Annotated in this window: 14 protein-coding genes; 5 read left to right on the top strand and 9 right to left on the bottom strand. The window is 58.7% G+C overall.

From position 1 onward, the window contains the following. Positions 1-159: 159 nt before the first annotated feature. The 8 genes from AEP_RS04710 to dinG all read right to left on the bottom strand — a co-directional run bounded on the left by AEP_RS04710 (position 160) and on the right by dinG (position 9,406). Entirely contained in the window at positions 160-540 is a 381-nt protein-coding gene (locus tag AEP_RS04710) for a phosphomannose isomerase type II C-terminal cupin domain (protein ID WP_087494316.1), read from the bottom strand. Positions 541-592: 52 nt separating this feature from the next. Then, positions 593-1,918 (bottom strand): MGH1-like glycoside hydrolase domain-containing protein, encoded by a 1,326-nt coding sequence (locus AEP_RS04705; RefSeq protein WP_087494315.1) that lies wholly within the window; start codon positions 1,916-1,918, stop codon positions 593-595. Between the two features lie 15 nt (positions 1,919-1,933). Beyond that, positions 1,934-2,950 carry an ABC transporter ATP-binding protein gene (locus AEP_RS04700; protein WP_087494314.1) on the bottom strand — a complete coding sequence of 339 codons (1,017 nt, stop codon included), beginning with the start codon at positions 2,948-2,950 and terminating at the stop codon, positions 1,934-1,936. 15 nt (positions 2,951-2,965) lie between these two features. Further along, positions 2,966-3,769: a carbohydrate ABC transporter permease gene (locus AEP_RS04695; RefSeq protein WP_087494313.1), complete on the bottom strand. Its 804-nt coding sequence runs from the start codon at positions 3,767-3,769 to the stop codon at positions 2,966-2,968. Between the two features lie 2 nt (positions 3,770-3,771). After that, positions 3,772-4,626: a carbohydrate ABC transporter permease gene (locus AEP_RS04690; RefSeq protein ID WP_087494312.1), complete on the bottom strand. Its 855-nt coding sequence runs from the start codon at positions 4,624-4,626 to the stop codon at positions 3,772-3,774. 11 nt (positions 4,627-4,637) lie between these two features. After that, on the bottom strand, positions 4,638-5,909 hold the full coding sequence (locus AEP_RS04685) for an ABC transporter substrate-binding protein (protein WP_232459929.1): 1,272 nt from the start codon (positions 5,907-5,909) through the stop codon (positions 4,638-4,640). Between the two features lie 20 nt (positions 5,910-5,929). Continuing rightward, complete coding sequence (locus AEP_RS04680) at positions 5,930-6,979, bottom strand: LacI family DNA-binding transcriptional regulator (RefSeq protein ID WP_087494311.1); 1,050 nt, start codon at positions 6,977-6,979, stop codon at positions 5,930-5,932. Between the two features lie 255 nt (positions 6,980-7,234). After that, positions 7,235-9,406 carry an ATP-dependent DNA helicase DinG gene (gene dinG, locus AEP_RS04675; protein WP_232459928.1) on the bottom strand — a complete coding sequence of 724 codons (2,172 nt, stop codon included), beginning with the start codon at positions 9,404-9,406 and terminating at the stop codon, positions 7,235-7,237. A gap of 137 nt (positions 9,407-9,543) precedes the next feature. Here dinG and AEP_RS04670 point away from each other — a divergent pair, with 137 nt between their 5' ends. The 5 genes from AEP_RS04670 to AEP_RS04650 all read left to right on the top strand — a co-directional run bounded on the left by AEP_RS04670 (position 9,544) and on the right by AEP_RS04650 (position 17,695). After that, positions 9,544-10,695, top strand: a complete 1,152-nt coding sequence (locus AEP_RS04670; RefSeq protein ID WP_087494310.1) for a transglutaminase-like domain-containing protein — start codon at positions 9,544-9,546, stop codon at positions 10,693-10,695. A gap of 19 nt (positions 10,696-10,714) precedes the next feature. Next, complete coding sequence (pabB, locus tag AEP_RS04665; RefSeq protein ID WP_087494309.1) at positions 10,715-12,481, top strand: aminodeoxychorismate synthase component I; 1,767 nt, start codon at positions 10,715-10,717, stop codon at positions 12,479-12,481. Between the two features lie 10 nt (positions 12,482-12,491). Continuing rightward, a complete protein-coding gene (locus AEP_RS04660; RefSeq protein WP_087497184.1) occupies positions 12,492-13,577 on the top strand; it encodes a TIGR03790 family protein in 1,086 nt (361 codons plus the stop codon). Between the two features lie 56 nt (positions 13,578-13,633). Beyond that, positions 13,634-14,710 (top strand): rhomboid family intramembrane serine protease, encoded by a 1,077-nt coding sequence (locus tag AEP_RS04655; RefSeq protein ID WP_157673047.1) that lies wholly within the window; start codon positions 13,634-13,636, stop codon positions 14,708-14,710. Positions 14,711-14,908: 198 nt separating this feature from the next. After that, positions 14,909-17,695 (top strand): HD domain-containing phosphohydrolase, encoded by a 2,787-nt coding sequence (locus AEP_RS04650; RefSeq protein ID WP_232459927.1) that lies wholly within the window; start codon positions 14,909-14,911, stop codon positions 17,693-17,695. Here the strand turns inward: AEP_RS04650 and AEP_RS04645 are convergent. Further along, a complete protein-coding gene (locus AEP_RS04645; RefSeq protein ID WP_087494306.1) occupies positions 17,661-18,587 on the bottom strand; it encodes a pseudouridine synthase in 927 nt (308 codons plus the stop codon). The two genes, AEP_RS04650 and AEP_RS04645, sit on opposite strands and share 35 nt — an antisense overlap. Position 18,588: the final 1 nt, after the last annotated feature.

The raw sequence follows: 18,588 nt of genomic DNA, 5'->3' as shown, positions 1-18,588 counted from the left end.
CGCGGGTACTCTGTTCTGGCGAGTGCAATATCCGAATTGATCTTTTGCTTATCTTTTTACCGATGGCGCTGGGCACTTTATGGTTGGCCTTGAGAGCGATTTTCCGCTGGTGCCTCAGGGCGATAGGGCGAAGTTCCGAACACTGAGGGTTTGAAATAGTCAAACCCGACCGTAGTGGTCTTCCAAGCGAACGATGTCGTCCTCACCGAGATAGCTGCCGAACTGAACTTCCACAATCTCGACTGTTTCATCGCTTTGGTTGGCCAGACGATGTACCTGCCCCATAGCTATGTCGCAGTGTTGACCCGGCGTTAGATCAAACTCTTTGTCACCCAAGGTGATTCGAGCGGTGCCCTTAGTGACAACCCAGTGTTCAGCGCGCTGACTGTGTTTTTGGAGGCTCAACTGTTGTCCCGGGGCGACCTGAATTCGCTTGATTTTGTTGCCGGTCACTTCAGATACTGTTTCGTACCACCCCCAAGGGCGCATGGTGCGTTCAACCGTTTCTGTACGTTGCTGGGTAGTACTTTGCGGAGTCATTTTTTAAGACGAATGTTGTATTCGGTAGAAATGTCGACTGAAGACAAGGACTTCAGCGTGATGCGTTGGGTTCAATCCAATAGAGGTAGGTCGCAGCAGTCCATGAAAACTCTCCTCCACCCAAACCTCTGCCGTTGGTGGGGTCGTAATACTCATGGAAGCCTTGTTGACGCAGCAATATCTCTGAATCAACCCGTATACGGTCAGCAAGTTCCACGTGACCTTGATCGGCCAATCCCACGGCGATCAACATATTGATGTGCTGCCAGATGGGTCCACGCCAATAACGAAGAGGCTCGAATCCAATATAGGTACTACGGGTCGACGGGATGCCGTAGAGGGTTTCGTCCAACCATGAGTCGACCGTGTCGGCGCAATCTTTCTGGAACCCGGCATATGCCGCCATCAGGCCTGCGGAAGTCGGCACATCCAAAAGTGCTCCCGTTCGTGCATTGCGGGATACATATTGCTGCCAGCGCTCAGACCATAGTGATTCCACTGCAACTTGAGTGCGGTCCACATGCTGTTGCATTTCCGTTGCGGAGTCTTGCAAGCCGAACTCCTGGCATAAGGCCACCAGATCAATGCTGGACCGCTGAAGAATGCTGATGATCCCGATGTCATTCACCCGATATGGGCATTCCGCAAAGATGCGCTTGGGATCAAAGCCACACGCACTATTGAAGTCCATGAGGCTCACCATGCGGTCGTAAAAGACTTTCGGGGGGCGCATGGAAGCGTCCACATGGTTCAAGTCTTTGCGTACATAGGGTCGCTGGGTGGGGAGCACTGCGGACTGCGGGTCATCCCACGCCGGAGAGTTGTCCATCCCGGTTTCCCAAGGATGAATGTTCACCACCAGGCCGGTACCCTGCGGATCGCGGCACCGGTACCACCAACGGTGGTGCGCGATCACTTTGGGCAACAAGTCTTGCAGACAAGCTTCTGCCATGTCCCTCTGCGGGGCGAGGGTCTTGTCTCGCTCACTGGTTCGAACCGCTTGCTTCCACATCCAACGCAACATAGTCGCGTGCAGTGGGGGCTGACTGATTGAACTTGTCCGTATCGCAAGGCTGTCGGTACCCCACTGGTCGGGCCCGGGGAAATAAGTGTCACTGTCCTGGTGAAAGGTAATCTGGGCCAGAAAGCCGTCATTGGCGCCACCAAAGTGGTCAGGCCCCCACTGACCACTAAAAAGCGTTTCGTATTCACGCCAAGCCCGTGCGGGGTCGAATGTCATCCATCCCAAAGCAGTGATCCCGGCATCCCAATTCCATTGGAATGGATACAAACCTTGTGTGGGCAGTGTGTAGCCACCGCGATCATTTTTGCGCAGTGTTTCGCGCGCGACTGTTTGAAGTTGCTCGTGTGATTGCATCAATGAATTCCTTGTTCAGGCTACAAGCTTCTTGTGACTGTCATACCAGCGAGCAGCGCCGGGTTTTGCTATTACTTGCAGAGCGTCAGAGGCCATGACGGTGGGCTGAGCTGCGGTACTGATGCGCAAGAGATCTGCCCCAACAAACGTGTTGATCTGCTGGGATGCCCCCAGCATCTCGACCACCCTGGCTCTCACTTGCAAGCCACCGCGGTCCACCAGGTCCATCGACTCGGGCCGCAGACCCAGTGTCAGGCCAGGCGATGGCGCCATGCAACCCAGGGCTTCTTGCACTGAGCTATCGGTAATGAAGTTCATAGGCGGATTACCAATGAATCCCCCCACAAATTGATCAGCAGGGTGGTCGTACACCACCGGTGGCGAGTCATATTGAACAATTTCACCGCCATTCATGACCGCTATGCGATCTGCAAGACTCATCGCCTCGGTTTGATCATGGGTGACATAAATGGTGGTGGTCTTGATATCTCGCAGCAGGCCTTTAAGCTCACTACGCATCTCAAGACGCAACAGGGCGTCCAGGTTGCTCAAGGGCTCGTCCATCAGCAGCACATCTGGCTCTACTGCGAGGGCCCGTGCCACGGCGACCCGCTGACGTTGACCCCCGGATAACTGGCCTGCGTAGCGGTCCAGCAAGTGCTCTATGTGCATCAAGCTCGCTGCACGCTGAACCTGGGTCTCCAACCTTTCAGCGGATGCGTTTTTCATTCGAAGACCAAAGCCTATGTTTTCACGAATGGTCATATGCGGAAAGACGGCATAGTTCTGAAAAACCATTGCGATATTCCGTTTGCGAGGTGGCAGCCCGTTCATGCAGCGATCACCGATAAACACATCGCCACTGGTTTTGGTTTCCAGCCCGGCAATGATGCGCATCAATGTCGTTTTGCCACAGCCGGATGGTCCGAGTAGCACACAGAACTCTTGATCGCGCACTTCCAGACTGATCGACTTGAGCGCCTGATGGCCCTTGAATTCTTTGCGGATAGATCGGATGGAGATGGAAGACATAGTGTTCCTTTGTACTCAGCGGTTGCTGATGCCCCACATGGAGAACAGATACTTGCGTACCACGAAGATGAAGAGCAGCGAAGGCAAAATTAAAAAGAAGCCACCTGCAAAACGGAAGTGAAGAGGGCTCTCCTCGAGACTGGCGAACAGGAAAGCAGTCAGGGTCCGGTTGTTCAGCGTAAGGACACTCGCTGCAAACACTTCATTCCAGGAAATTACAAAGCTGAAGATCATGGTCGCAGCCATACCTGGTAGTGCCAAGGGCAAAACGATCTTCATGAACGCTTGCAATCGACTGCATCCAAGCGTCCACGCAGCCTCTTCAAGTTCTCGCGGGATACCCATAAAGAGACTGGAAGACACAAGAATGGAGAAGGGAAGAGCCAAAGCGGTGTGAACCAACGCCACGCCCAAATGGGTGTCATACAAGCCGACGCTAATGAAGCGGGTAACCAAAGGCAAAGCGAGAATGGCCAATGGGAAGGCTCGTGTCATCACGACCAGAAGGCGGTATGCCGTTTGCCCCGTGAAGTCGTATCGCGCAAGGGCGTAACCTGCGGGAGCACCCAGAATCACCGCAAACAACATGGTCAGCGCGGCTACCAAGACGCTACTCATCACAGCCTGCCAGACACCTGCGTAGTTCAGAAAGAAGCGCATGGTGTCCAGCGAAAAAGCTTCAGGAATGAAGCTCTTGGGCCACGCGCTGACTGCTTCGCGCGGCACGAATGCGCTCAATCCGATCAGAACGATGGGCACCAGCCAGCAGACGGATAGCAGCAAGGCGGAGACAGTGACAAATCGGGAGGTGTTCTGCATGCTTATGCCAATGTTTCACGGCGTACACGCAGAACGCGCAGGTACACCAGCGTAGACAGAATTGAGACGCCCAGGATGAACACTGCGTAGGCTGAAGCCACATGGGTGTTCTGGTAAGCGCCTTGCCAGTTGTAGGCCTCGCCCACCAATACAGGCAGGTCGCGCCCTGCCAGGGCATACACCACAGCGAAGACTTCAAAGGCAAGTACCGTTCTCAAGATCAAAGCACTTTGCATGCTGGGTTTGAGGAGCGGTAGCGTGATCTTGACAAAGCGTGTCCATGGACTCGCACCGAATACCTCTGCAGCTTCGTTGTACTCCTTGGGTATCAACTGGACGCCCGCTACCAAGATGACCAGCACGATCGACGTTGCTCGCCAGATCTCGGCAAGGATCACGCAGACGAAGAGCGCGACGGGGTTTTCATAGCTCAACCAGGCGATGGGGCCATCGATGAGACCCACAGCATTCAGGGCAGAACTGAAATAGCCCCGATCGGTGAAGATGGCAAGCCAAGCCAGGCCGGCGGCCAAGTCACATACACCGAGGGGAACAGTCCAGATGTAGAGAAAGCCCATGCGACCCCACTCCACCTTCTGCAGCATCATCGCCATCGAGAGTGCAACTCCGATTTGAAGTGGCACGATGATGGCAACCAGAATCAAGGTGTTTTTCAGGGCGACCGAAAAGTTGAGGTCGCCTGCCATTTTGCTGAGGTACTGGCTGGTCCAAAGTCCTTCCGGTGTACGAAAGGCCATCAATGCCGTCTCTGCCAGAGGCCATACAAACAACAGCAATAAAAACACCAAGCTCGGGGCAATGAGCAGATAAGGTGTCCGGCTGGAGTGGGATTGCATAGGTCTTTCAGTCAGTCAACAAAACACGGACGGCCATTGGTGGAGACATCCGGTGCCCAGCATGGGGCGCCGGTTTCTTGAACAAGATCGTTCAGCACCTTGGCTTGCTCACCCAGTACCGTCTTGATGTCCTCTTTGCGCAAAACGATGCGAGTAAAGGTATCTACGTAAACCTTGTTGAACTCACCGCTCTTGGCACCAAGGTGCACCGGCAGTTGCGTTACGACTCCATCCTTGGCCGCAAACACAGCGTTCATGCCATCTGCCGCCAGTTGGATCCCCGGGGACAACGTGCCGAGGTTGGCTTTGACGACGGGAAAGAAGCCAATTTCTTTCATGAGCAGCGCCTGCGTGGCGGGTTTGGTCATGTGATCGATCACCCTTTCCGCGGCTGCACGGTCAGGTGCATTTTTGGGAATGGACATTCCGACCATGACCGGCATGTAGCCGCGGCCTTTGGCACCTGCGGGGGCTGGGAACACCACGAAATCAGCCGGTTTCTCCATCAGTGCCGGCAGCAAACGGGCTGTGTGGTCGAATGCGACCCACACTTCTCCCGTCTTGAGTGGCTCTTCCATGAATCCGTAACTGGTGGATCGTGGGTTCACATAAGCCCACAGCTCACGAAGGCTGGCCCAACCCTTTTCCGCGTCTGCACTGCGGAATGTCCGTACGATGCCGCCCGTGTGGCTGGGGTAGAACGAGGCTTGGAAATAGCGGTGCATCAACCCCTTCGGCCCTGCAGGAAATCCGATCTTGGATTCACCCGTAGCGGCTTTCATTGCTTTGCCCCAAGCGGTGAGTTGGTCGTAAGTCAATGCATTGATGTTTGCACCCTTGGGCAGGTACTGCAGAGCTTTCTTGTTCGCTGCCATCTGGAAGGTGTTGGTCATCAACGGAATGAAGCGCTGATTTTTCCCTCCGAACTTGCCTAGCGTGACTGCTGCAGGCGAGAATTCGCGGCTGGCTGATAAGGACTTGAGCAAAGCATCCAGGTCAGACAACCCTCCGATCTGGTTGACTGGCGCCAGCTCTCCGTCCAAGGCAATCGTCGCGTGTACCTTTCCCTGCGCGGCACTGAGCTCCGCCTTCATGCGCGTGAAGTAGGTATTGCCGTCTTCCGGAATGAAGTTCACCGTGTCAGGCGCTCCGGCAAGAATGATGGTCCTCACCTTGGCAGCTTCTTCTACGGGTCGCATCTGTGTCGAGATGACATTGGTTTGGGCATGGGCGATCCCCGCAAGGACCAGGACTGAAAACAGGGTTGCAGACGTTTTCTTCACAGTTAGTCTCCTCGTTGTAGTTAACTTTTTGTGCCCGTACGCACTTTTCTGGATGGGGCCTGACGCATCGCGCCTATGGATGGGCGCTCAATGAAATGAACCGGCTCGAGCCTGTTGAGCGCGTTCAAGTCGTCGCCAGCCATCACACGCAATAGCAATTCAGCGAGATGGCGCCCGTTGTCTACGATGGCGTGCTCAATGGTGGAGAGGGGCGGTGATGCATACGCAGCAGCCTCACTGTTACCGTAACCGGTCACAGAAATGTCTCTGCCCACTTGAATGCCGCGTTGACGACATGCAGACATGGCTCCCAGAGCTTGGGAATCGGTTGCACAGACAAGGCCGGTGACTTGAGGAGAACCCGTCAGGATCTCATTTGCAGCGCGCTCCCCCGCTTGAGAGGTCACCTCACAGTGTTGAATCGAGATCTTGGATTGATCCATCCCAGCTTCACTACAGGCCCGCAAGAATCCACGTTTCCGAAGCTGTGCGTAGGTCATGGACTCAGGGCCGTTGATCATGCTCAAGTGGCGATGCCCGAGCTCGATGAGTCGACGGGTTGCTACGTAAAAGGCCTGCTCGTTGTCGGTGTCAACCCAAGCGTGTGGAGCGTTGGTTTCTGTCCGGCCATGAGTTACAAATGGAATTCGACGCTCTTGTAACAACGCGACGCGGGAATCAAATGTGCGGGTTCGGGCCAGGATGACTCCGTCGACCAGCCGACCTTCAATCAGGCGATCCATCTCCTTGAGCTCGCCGTCTCCGACAGGCAAGGCTAAAGACATCGCGAAATATCCTTGTTCCCGTAGAACTTCAGCGGCGCCCGAGAGCAGGGCCGCGAATGATGCATCTAGGTAATTTCCAGCCCGCACCGAGGTCATGAGTGCTATGGCCCCGTTCCTTCCGGTGGCGAGGCGATGCGCGACCGGATGGGGACGGTATTTCATGTCACGGGCAGCTTCCTGCACGCGCTGACGTGTCTTGACGTTGATGTCGGCATATCCGTTCAAGGCACGGGATACCGTAGAGGGCGCCAACCCCAACGCGTCAGCTAACTTTTGAATCGACACAGCGCTCCTTGAACAAGGCCTTGGATGGGCGCATTGTTCTTCCGAAAGCGGTTTCGGAAATTAGTGTTTTCCCTTGTTCAAGGGACTCGAGTTCGCGACTTCCTTTTTGCAACGATGCGCCGCGACGCCCCAGGACCGGCTCTCTGGCTCTCCTGCAAATAGCGGTTCAAAAAGTGACAAAGCCCGCGACATGGCGGGCTGATGTGGCAGAGTAGCGAAAACGGTCGGTGAATGAATTCGAGCTTGCTAGGCGTCTCAGCCTGTTAACCGCGTCCCCAACTTGTAAGCGGGCAATCCCGCCAACATCCGCTTTCCGTAGCTGGTTTGCATGAGCCGCTTGTCATAGCAGATGACCTGTGCGCGATCTTCCTCGGTACGAATGGCGCGGCCGGTCCATTGCAGCAGCTTCACGCCGGTCGCGGGGATCACCAGTTCGTTGAAAGGGTCGCGGCCCACGCTGCGCAGCCACTCTGCACGCGCTTCGTCCACCGGGTCGCTGGGCGGGGCGAAGGGCAGCTTGGCGATGAACACGGTTTCGCACAAAGCGCCGGGCAAATCCAGTCCTTCGCCAAAGCTCTGCAGGCCGAACAGCACCGAGGGCAAACCGCTCTCCACCCGTTCTGCGTGTGCTGCCAGCAGCCGCGTGCGCGACTGCGTGCCTTGCACCAGCACCATGTCCATCATGTGGCCGGGAACTGCCTCCGTCGCCGTGCGCATCTGGGCGCGGCTGGTGAACAGCACCAGCGCGCCGCGTTTGACTTGCTCGATGTCTTCCATGAGCGCGCGCACCATCTCGGCGGTGTAGGCATCTGCGTGCTTGGGGTCGGCTTGGGTGTGCACCACTGTCAGGCTGCCTTGCTTGGCGTAGTTGAAAGGGCTGGCCACTTCCAGCGCGGTCACGTAGTCCTTGTTGGCAAGGCCTGCTTCTTTCAAAAAGTAGTCAAAGCTGCCGCAGCTGGTGAGCGATGCGCTGGTCACGATGGCGCCGCGCACTTGGCTCCACAAAAACTGGCGCAGCAAGTCGCCGGGCACAATGGGGCAGGCATGCGCCGTCATGGTCAGGTAGCCGTTGTCGCTCTCGGCTTGCAGCCACTTGGCCAAGGGCTGCTCGCCATGCTCCAGCAGCAAATTTGCGGTGCTCACCAAGCTGCCCAGGCGCGGCGCAATGCCGCCCAGCTGGGCATACAGCTGCGCGCACAGCACGGCTTGGGACGGATCGTCTTTGGCGATGGCTTTTACGTCCACGCCCAGCGCCTCCAGCGCTTTGGAGAGGCCCGTGGCCTGTGATTGAATCTGGCGCACTGGCTCGTGCAGGGCCTCGGGCAGCACGCCGTGGGCAAATCGCAAAGTGCCATCTTTGCCGCCGCCATGGGCATCCTGGCCGGTATGGGCCCACACCAAGTCCATCGCCATGCGGGCGACAGACGTAAGGGCACCTTTGAGCTGGCTGGTGACGGTCTGCACATCTTCGCCCATGTGCAGGGCCAGCTTGCCGGCCACCTCGCTCATGACTTTGGGTAGCTTGTCCAGCCAGCGCAGGTTGCTCAGGTCCATGGCGCTGGAGAACTGGTCCAGCGCGACGGCGGGCAGGTGGTGGCCTTCGTCGAACACCACCAGGCAGTTGTCGAGGTCGGGCAGGGTCTTCATCCCCAGGCTGGCGAGCACAAGATCGTGGTTGGCCACGATGACATTGGCCTCGGCGAGCTTGGTGCGCGCGTTGTAGTAGCTGCACTCCTTAAAGCGCGGACAGTGGCGCGCGGTGCAGGTGTGGCGCTCGGCGGCCACGGCCGACCAGTCGCGCGGGTCGGGGGTGTCGGCCAGGGTGTCGCGGTCGCCGTCCCAACTGACCACGGCCAGCTTGTGGGCCATGCTCTCAAACAAGGCTTGGCGGCGTTCTTCGATGGCTTCTTGCGACAGGGCACTTACCTTGGGCTGCGGCCTATCGTCGCTGGCTAGGTCGTCAAACAAATCGTCTTCCGCCGCGCCGCTGCCCACCAACCGCTCCAGCTTCACCTTGCACACGTAGCGCCCGCGCCCTTTGGCCAGTGCGTAAGCAAAGGGCTGGTCCATGCTGCGCGCCAGAGCCGGCAGGTCCTTGGTCATCAGTTGCTCTTGCAGCGCCACGGTGGCGGTGCTGATGATGACGCGCGTCTTGCGCTCCAGCGCCATGGCAATGGCGGTGCTGGCATAGGCGGCACTCTTGCCCACGCCGGTCCCGGCCTGGATGACGGCAATGGCCTTGGTGGGGTGGGGGTGCTCGCCGATGTCGGCCTGCGCCAGCGTGGCGGCCACGGTCTCGGCCATCTGGTGCTGACCGGCGCGACGCCTGAAGCCGCTGGTGCTGCCCACCACCTGCTCAAAGGCACGCAGGGCGTGCTGTGCCAGGGCGGCGCTGGCTGGCGGCAGGGAAGAAAAATCGGAGCTCAAAGGGGATAGAGGCGTGGGGCCGTTACGGCAGAGGAGGGCTGAATATACAGGCAGCAGGGGATAATCGCTCTTTCGTCGCCGTGTAGCGCCCCGCGCTGCTCAGGGAAGGCGGCTAGACCACCCACCGGGAATTCAGAATGACCGATCAAATCACTATTGCCACTGGCAACCCGACCCATGCCGAACGCCGCAAATTTATGAAGAATTCGGCTGTAGCGCTCGCCGGATGTGCGCTGCCTGCTATCAATTTTGCACAAACTGCACCGGCAGTAGAACGCCAGTTCAGCCCCAAACCTGCCGAATGGCGCACCTTTGAGGTGACCACGCGGGTCGATATTGCCAAACCCCAAGGCGCTACCCGCTTGTGGTTGCCGGTGCCCTCCATCAACAGCGAGTGGCAGCAGTCCCTGGAGAGCAGCTACTCCAGCAATGGCAGCGCCCGCATGGAAGACGACAACGCCACCGGCGCCCGCATGCTGTTTGTGGACTTTGCGGCCGACCAGGCCAAGCCTTTTGTCGAACTGACCAGCCGCATCCGCACCCGCAGCCGCGCCCAGGACTGGAGCCAGAAAACCACCGTGGCCGAAGATGCCGCTACCCTGAAGTACTGGACCCAGCCTACGGATTTACTGCCTCTGGACGGCATCGTGCGCACCACCGCGCAGGAAGCCACCCGTGGCGCAAAGACTGATGTAGAGAAAGTGCAGAAGATCTACGACTGGATCGTGACCAACACCTACCGCGAGCCCAAGGTACGCGGTTGTGGTGAAGGTGATATCAAGACCATGTTGGAAACCAACAACCTGGGCGGCAAGTGCGCCGATTTGAATGCCTTGTTTGTAGGTTTGTGCCGCGCCGCCGGCGTGCCTGCGCGCGATGTCTATGGCCTGCGCGTGGCGCCCAGCGCTTTCGGCTACCGCGAGCTGGGTGGCAACTCTGCCAGCCTCAAAGGCGCCCAGCACTGCCGTGCCGAGGTCTACCTCAAAGGCTATGGCTGGGTGGGCATGGACCCCGCCGACGTGGCCAAGGTCATGCGCCAGGAAACGCCGGAATGGATCAAGTCGGCCAGCAACCCGCTGGTGGCACCTGTGAACAAAGGCTTGTTCGGCGGCTGGGAAGGCAACTGGATGGCCTACAACGTGGCGCACGACGTGGTTCTGCCCCAATCCAAGGGACCCAAGCTCGGCTTCCTGATGTACCCGGTGGCAGAAACCGCGGCCGGCCGTCTGGACTCGTACGCGCCGGACGACTTCAAGTACCAGATCAGCGCCAAGGAACTGACCGCTTGAGTCTGTAGCGTACTTGTTCATGACGATTCCCCGCGCGCTGCTGGAGTTCGGCGATCCCTACCACGCAGGCGAACCTTCTGTGCGTCTCGCTTTTGGCGAGCCACAACAATTACTGGTAGCCCGCACACTCGATGAGGTGCGGCCCGTGCTGGAGCAAGTGGACGCGCTGAGCCGCCAGGGTCTTTGGTGCGTGGGCTATGTGCGCTATGAGGCGGCACCAGCTTTTGATGCTGCGCTGCAAGTTCATGCGGTCGAAGGTCCGTTGGTGTGGTTTGGTGTGCACGCACAGCCCTTGGCTGGTGCGGATGTGCAGCGGCCCATAGGGCCTGAGCCGCATGTGCAGTGGACTCCGCGCTTCAGTCGCGACGAGTTCGATACCAACATGGCGCGCATCCATGAGGCGATTGCCGCCGGTGATTTTTATCAGTTGAACTACACCGCGCAGCTGGAAGCATCTTTTCCAGTCTCGCCCTCATCGAACTCGGCAGAGAGTGCGTGGACCTACTTCGCGGCTTTACGTCGCTCGCAACCGCGAGCCTATGGCGCCTTCATCAATACCGGCGACGAACAGGTGTTATCCGTTTCGCCGGAGCTGTTTTTCGACTGGGACGGCCAGCGTATCTTGAGTCGCCCCATGAAGGGCACCGCGGCAAGGGGCGCCAACCCGCAGGAAGATGCAGCCAACGCGGAGCGCTTGCGCAGCACCCCCAAAGAGCAAGCCGAGAACGTCATGATTGTGGACTTGATCCGCAACGACCTCTCCCGTGTGGCGCAGCCCTTCAGCGTGAAGGTGCCTCGCTTGTTTCACTTGGAGGCGCTGCCCACGGTGTGGCAGATGACCTCCGACGTGATAGCCACCACCCGCGAAGGCACGCGTCTGTGGGATGTGTTTGCTGCCTTGTTCCCCTGCGGCTCGGTCACCGGCGCGCCCAAGGTACAGGCCATGCGCCAGATCAAGGCACTGGAGCCGGATGCGCGCGGGGTGTATTGCGGCGCGGTGGGCGTGGTGCGGCCGGGTGGCCATGCGACCTTCAATGTGCCCATTCGGACTGTCACATTGCGTGGCGGTCAGGCGCGTTGCGGTATTGGTAGCGGCATTACTTTTGACGCGCAAGCCGAGGGCGAATGGCAGGAATGGCGCAGCAAGCGCATGTTTCTGGAGAGGGCCAGCCAGCCCTTTGAGCTGCTAGAAACCCTGGCACTCCGCGATGGTGTAGTGCACAACCAGGCCTTGCATCTGCGACGCATGGCAGGGGCGGCAGCGCACTTTGGCTTTGTGTGGAATGAGGGGCAGGTCCTGCAGACCTTGGCTGCTGTAGTGCAATCACACCCCGCCGGCGCGTGGCGTATTCGCTTGCTGTTGCAGCCGCATGGTCAATGTACGGCCCAGGCGTTTGCGCTCGCAGATACGCCCGTGCCGGTGACGCTGCAGCTGGCCGATCGTCCGTTGGAGGAGGCGCATGGCGAGTTCGTGCGTTTCAAAACCACCCGCCGCTCCCATTACGACGCGTTTACCCCGACCGACCCGGCGGTGTTTGACACCATTCTTTTCAACACGCAGGGCGAAGTGACAGAGTGCACGCGCGGAAACATCGCTTTTCTTGTCGGCGGACAGTGGGTCACGCCGCCCTTGTCCTGCGGCATGTTGCCGGGGGTTGGGCGCGAAGTGCTGCTGGCACAGGGCCGCTTGAAAGAGCAGGTGGTGCGTGTGGAGCATCTGCCCCAAGTGCAAGGAATGGCATTTATCAACAGCCTGCGGGGCTGGCTGAATGCAGAGCTGGCTTGATTTGAAAGGTATGTGGCGACTGGCAATCTGTGCCGGATTCGTGCTGTTCGTGGTGTCTGTCCCCGTGGCTTCGCAAAGCGTCTCGCCTGCCAAACCGTTGTGGGTCAGCGTCCCACGGGTGACCGGACACCTCGGCGCCGCAGACATGGGGCTGGTTATCAACATCAACGACCCTTATTCCTTGGCAGTGGGTGAGCAGTATGCCCGCCAGCGCGGCATACCTGCTGATCAGGTGCTTCGGGTCGCCATGCCGGTGAAGGCCTCGCTGAATGTTGCTGAGTTTGAAGCGCTCGCTCTGGAAATCAAGTCTGCGATGGGGCCCAAGGTGCAGGCACTCGCCTTGGCATGGACGCAGCCATATGCCGTGGAATGCAACTCCATCACGTCAGCGTTGACGCTGGGCTTTGTGCCCGAGCTTTGCAGCCAGACTTGTGCGCCAAGCGCACCTTCGGTGCTGTTCAACCAAGCCAGTGTCCGGCCGTTTACTGATTTTGGAGTGCGCCCCAGCATATTGCTTGCGGGCAAAACCGTGGCGAGTGGGATAGCGCTGATCGATCGCGGCATAGCCTCTGATCGGCAACTGGGCAAGCGGGGCGTGCCGCTTGCCAGCATGGTGCTGTTGCGCACCGCAGATGCGGCCCGCAACGTGCGTGCAGCGTGGTATCCGCCAATGCCATCCATGGGTCAGCCGGACCCCATGCTGCCGCTGGGGGCGCAGCTCCGGGTGCAAAGCGACAAGGCAGAGCTTCCCGGCCGGGTCGTGCTTTACCAGACGGGAGCAGTGCGGGTGGAGAACCCCGCCAACATTGACTGGCTGCCCGGTGCGTTGGCAGACCACCTTACTTCGTTTGGCGGCCAACTCAACAACACTACAGGGCAAATGACGGCGCTTGAATGGCTGGAAGCTGGTGCTACGGCAAGCTACGGCACAGTTAGCGAACCTTGCAACCATTGGCAAAAGTTTCCCCACCCGCAAGTGCTGCTGTTGAACTATTTGCAAGGTGCTACTGCCCTTGAGGCTTATTGGCGCAGCGTGGCCTGGCCAGCGCAGGGTGTACTGGTGGGCGAGCCCTTGGCCGCACCTTTCGGGCGATAGGCTGTTCGCATAAAACCTGGTCGTAGACTGTGTCACTTATGCCGTCTGATGTTTCCATGTCTACCCCCACTGCACTGACAGACCTCATGCGCGCGCCCGCACGAGAGGCCCCGGTGACGGTGGGTCTCATCGCGCTGAACATTTTGGTATTTCTTGCGATTGCAGCGGCGGGTGGTGGTTGGTGGCATGCGGTTCACGGGGTGCAGCTCGATTGGGGTGCGAACTTTGCTCCGGCTACCCAGGACGGCCAATGGTGGCGACTTGGCAGTGCCATGTTCATCCACTTCGGGATGTGGCACTTGGCGGTAAATATGTGGGCGCTGTGGGATATTGGTCGCTTGCTGGAGCGTCTGTTAGGACGTTGGCGCTTCGCAGCCCTCTACCTTGGTGCCGGCGTTTGTGGAAACTTGTTGTCTTTGGTGGTGCAGGGTAACCGCGCGGTGTCCGGTGGTGCGTCTGGCGCGGTGTTCGGCCTGTATGGAGCCTTGATGGTGTTTTTGTGGGTCGAGCGAAAACAGGTGGAGGCCGGCGAATTCCGGTGGCTTTTTGGCGGGGCTCTGGGCTTTTCAGTGCTGATGCTGGCCTTGGGTTGGTTCATGCCGGGCATAGATAACGCGGCACATGGCGGAGGCTTGGTGGCCGGCATATTGTGGGCAGGATTGCTGCTTAGCCCATGGACGCCCTCCAGCCCTGCCGCGGGTGTGCGTCCGTGGCTGTCCGCAATGGCATTGATTTCTTCCATTGTTGTCCTTGGATTGGTTTTGCCCGAACCGGCATATCGCCTAGGCGAAGAAGTAAAGGTTCGCCAAAGCATCCAACGGTTCATTTCTGACGATGAGCGAATCAATGAACATTGGAATTCAATTTTGAATGATGTTCAAAATAGTGGAGCATCGTTTGAATCAATCGCTGGTCGAATGGATGCAGAGGTGGTTCAACCCTATCGGCAAAGCTTCGAGGCACTGATGCGAGCCTCGCCGGCTGGGGCAGCACCGTCCGCCGCTACTTTGGCTAGCCTACAGGTCTATGCCGCCCAAAAAGCCTACCAAGCTCAGAAGCAGGCAGAAGCTCTGCGCAGCGGTATCAAGCCGGATTCACAAGGTACTGAGACCAAGAGCCAGCCTAAGCCCTGACTGTCAAAAGGTGCAGTTGAGTTGTTTCTGTTTTATTCTCGTGGCTAACAAACGCATTAACAGGGAGCGTCCATGCCGGATCCACGGGGTTTATCACCTGGTGAAGATAGTCATGAGTCAGGTCTAAGCCCGTCGCAAGTGACAGCGCGGCGTGGCTGGCCCATACGCTTGTCAATAGCGTCGGCGGTGGTCCTTTCCATGCTGGTGCTGGCAGCACTGATCATCAGTGTGGGTTGGCAAGGTGCCCGGCAAAGTTTGTTGGATACGGCCTCACGCAGCGCCATCGACGCGAGCAAACTGATCACCGAAAAGTCCTATCGGATGCTGGAGCCGGCCCAGGTAACTCTGCACCTGTTGTCAACGAGCTCATTGGCGTCTGCGACGACACTGGATCAGCGCTTGCAACGCCTGCAAACGCTGGCAGATGTATTGGCGGGTAACCCCTTGGCGTCGGCTATTTACGTGGGCTATGAAACCGGGGAGTTCTTTCTGGTTCGGCCGCTGGATACGCCCGAGGTACGCAAGCTTTTCGAAGCGCCCCCCATGTCCAATTTCCTGGTGCAAAGCATTGAGCGAAGCCCATCGGGGCAAGTTCGTGGGGAATACCTTTTCTATACCGCCTCCCTGAGGCTGATCCAACGCCGCGCCCAAGCGGCATACCGATTCGACCCGAGAACGCGTGGCTGGTTTCAAGAAGCCCAGCACACCTCGGAAACGCAGACTTCGCTGCCCTATGTTTTTTTCTCCACACGGCAACTGGGTCTGTCCATGAGCCGTAGTGGCGCTTCGGGGGGCTCGGTGTTCGGCATCGATGTGGTTCTGGACGACCTTGCCAAAGGTATGGAAGGGCTGCGCATGTCGCCCCATGCCGAACTGGCACTGGTCGACAGACAAGGCACGGTGCTCGCCTATCCGGACATGGGTAAGGTGTTGCAGCGCGATGGCGACAAAATCCGGTTTGCCCCGGTCACCGAGACCGGCGTACCTGCGTTGGCTGCATTGCAGTCGCTGCAACCCCGTCCGGGACAGGTGGCCTTGTTCGATGTGGAGGGTGTGGAGTGGTTGGGCGTGGTGCTTCCGTTCAACGGATGGCGGGGCGAGGAGCACCAATTGCTGGTTACCGCCCCTAGCGACGATTTGCTGGGGGATTTACGCCACAAAAGGCGCAATCTCGGGATATTGATCGCTGTGGTCGTTCTGGCTCTGTTGCCCTTGGGCTGGCTGGCGGGGGCGACGATCGGCAGAAGCCTGGACCGATTGACATCGAAGGCGGCACGGATGGTCGGCTTTGATTTTCATGATCAGAAGGAGCGGGATAGCTGGGTTCTTGAGGTGAACCGACTGGCTGCGGCCCTGAACGACACCGGACAGACGATTGAGACCTTTCTGGACATATCCCACACCATGGCCAGCGAACGGGATGTGGAAGACATGCTAGCCAAGGTGCTCAGGCAGCTAGTCCACGCGACCCGATGCACAGGTGGCGCAGTGTATTTGTGGGATGGCAAGCAGCAGAAGATGATTCAGGCGGCCTTAGAGGGTAACGTGGTCGGCTTCACTGAGCTGGCGATGTGCTATGCCCCTGCCGGTTCCTCTGATTCAGCGGTGATTTCTGCGGACCATGCTCCGGTATTGCGGCAAGAGTTGCGCGGCAGGACCGGAACCCTCGAAGGCTTGTTGGTAGTGCAATATGCCGCGGACGAACGTCACTCTGCGCCCGCATTCACCGAGTTTGTTCGCAAGCTATCAGGCAGCCTTGCCGTAGCTATTGAGACCCGGCAGTTGTTGGCTTCGCAGAAGGCACTGTTGGATGCCATCATCAAACTCATGGCAGGCGCCATCGACGCCAAAAGTCCCTATACCGGGGGACACTGCGAGCGCGTGCCTCGCCTGGCAGGCATGTTGGTAGATAGCCTGGCGGCGGAACATAGCGGACCGTATGCAAACTTCCGATTGACTGAAGAGCAGCGTTACGAGTTCCACTTGGCTGCCTGGCTGCATGACTGCGGCAAAGTCACCAGTCCGGAGCACATCATTGACAAAGCGACCAAGCTGGAGACGATTTACAACCGGATTCACGAGGTACGCATGCGCTTTGAAGTGCTCTGGCGCGATGCGGAAATTGCCTCGCTGAAACAGGTGCAAGCCGGCAGGGATGCCGGTGAAGCCGCCGACCGGCTGGCGGCAGCCCGAGCACAGCTGATAGATGACTTCAACTTTGTAGCCCGTTGCAACGTGGGCGGTGAATTCATGGCCGACGCGGACCTTACCCGCTTGCAAGCGATCGCTGCCACCCCATGGACGCGCCATTTTGACAAGCGGGCCGGCCTTGCCGCTGAGGAATTGCGACGCATGGGAGGGGTGTCGGACGTCTTGCCGGCGCAAGAGGCTCTACTGGCCGACTTGCCGGAGCACGTGGTGCCTTGGGGCCAGCGCAGACCGGCGGTTGAAAAGGGCAACCCGGCCAATGTGCATGGCTTCGACATGGCATTGCCGGCCAACGCCCAGAACATGGGTGAGCTTTACAACCTGGGCATCCGCAGGGGCACCCTGACGGAAGAAGATCGCTTCAAAATCAATGACCACATCGTGCAGACGCTGGTCATGTTGCGCAGTTTGCCTTGGCCCGAACATCTGGCCCGCGTCCCGGAAATTGCTGCCAATCACCACGAAAAGCTGGATGGCCGGGGCTACCCGCGCAAACTCACTGCAGAGCAGCTCTCGCTGCCGGACCGCGTGATGGCATTGGCTGACATTTTCGAGGCATTGACCGCGGCTGATCGTCCATACAAGAGTGCCAAAACTGTGTCGGAGTCATTGCGCATCATGGCCTTCATGGCCAAGGACCAGCACATTGATGCTGAACTTTTCCGTTACTTCTTGCGCAGTGGTATCTGGCAGACCTTTGCCGACAAATTCATGCTGCCAGCGCAGCGCGATGAGGTTGATATCAACACGCTGGAGGCACTTCTTCCAGCGGCATAAGCGTGCGCCGGCTCTCGAATCTGCGCTGTTCTCCGCTGAGAGGATCGACGAACTCCAAGGTGCGGGCCAGCAGTTGCAGGGGGCGGCGGTAGTCATTGGCACCTTCCGGAGTCAGCACCGGGTAAATGCCGTCAAACAAGATGGGCAAACCGAGCGCGTGCATATGCACCCGCAACTGGTGGCGTTGTCCGGTCAGCGGGCGTAGCGCGTAGCGGGCCCAATCGCCCGTTACTTCGAGCGGTGCTATGTCCGTGATGGCATTTATCTCGCCCGGCACTTCGGTTTGTTGCATGAAGTGTTCTGCATTGCCAATGCGAGTTTCTCGGTGCACCGGCCAGACAAGGCCCGGCTTCCACGGGGCTATGCATTCGTAAGTTTTAGTCACGCGCCGTTCGCGGAACAGGCCTTGGTAGGCGTTGCGTCCGGCTTGCTGGATGGAAAACATCACCAATCCCGCTGTGTCTTTGTCTATGCGGTGGACGGGTGAGAGGTCAGGCAGATTCAAGCGCAGCTGCAGGCGGGCGAGCAGCGTTTCGCGGACATGTTTTCCGCTGGGCACCACCGGCAGAAAGTGCGGTTTATCCACGACCAGCAGGTGCTCGTCTTGCCAGATTACTTCTTCCTGAAACGGAATGGCGGGTTCATCAGGCACTTCACGGTAGTAGTACAGGCGCTTTCCTGCCGCGGCCGCATCAGTGGGCCGTGCAGAGTGGCCCTCCACATCGAGGATGTCCCCCGACGCAAACCGTGCTTGCCAAGTGCTCGCCGGCACCGCGATAAATCGCTGGCGAAAGAAATCGAGCAGGTTGGCCCAAGGCCCCGGCGTCACCACTACGCAGCTGGGGCGTACGCCGTGGCGGGCCGCTGGGGCTTGAGGCCGGGGGCGCTCCATG

The organism is Curvibacter sp. AEP1-3 (assembly GCF_002163715.1).
Classification (GTDB): domain Bacteria; phylum Pseudomonadota; class Gammaproteobacteria; order Burkholderiales; family Burkholderiaceae_C; genus Allorhodoferax.
Note: the sequence above shows the minus strand (reverse complement) of the source record. Positions and strands in the feature narration are given on the sequence as shown.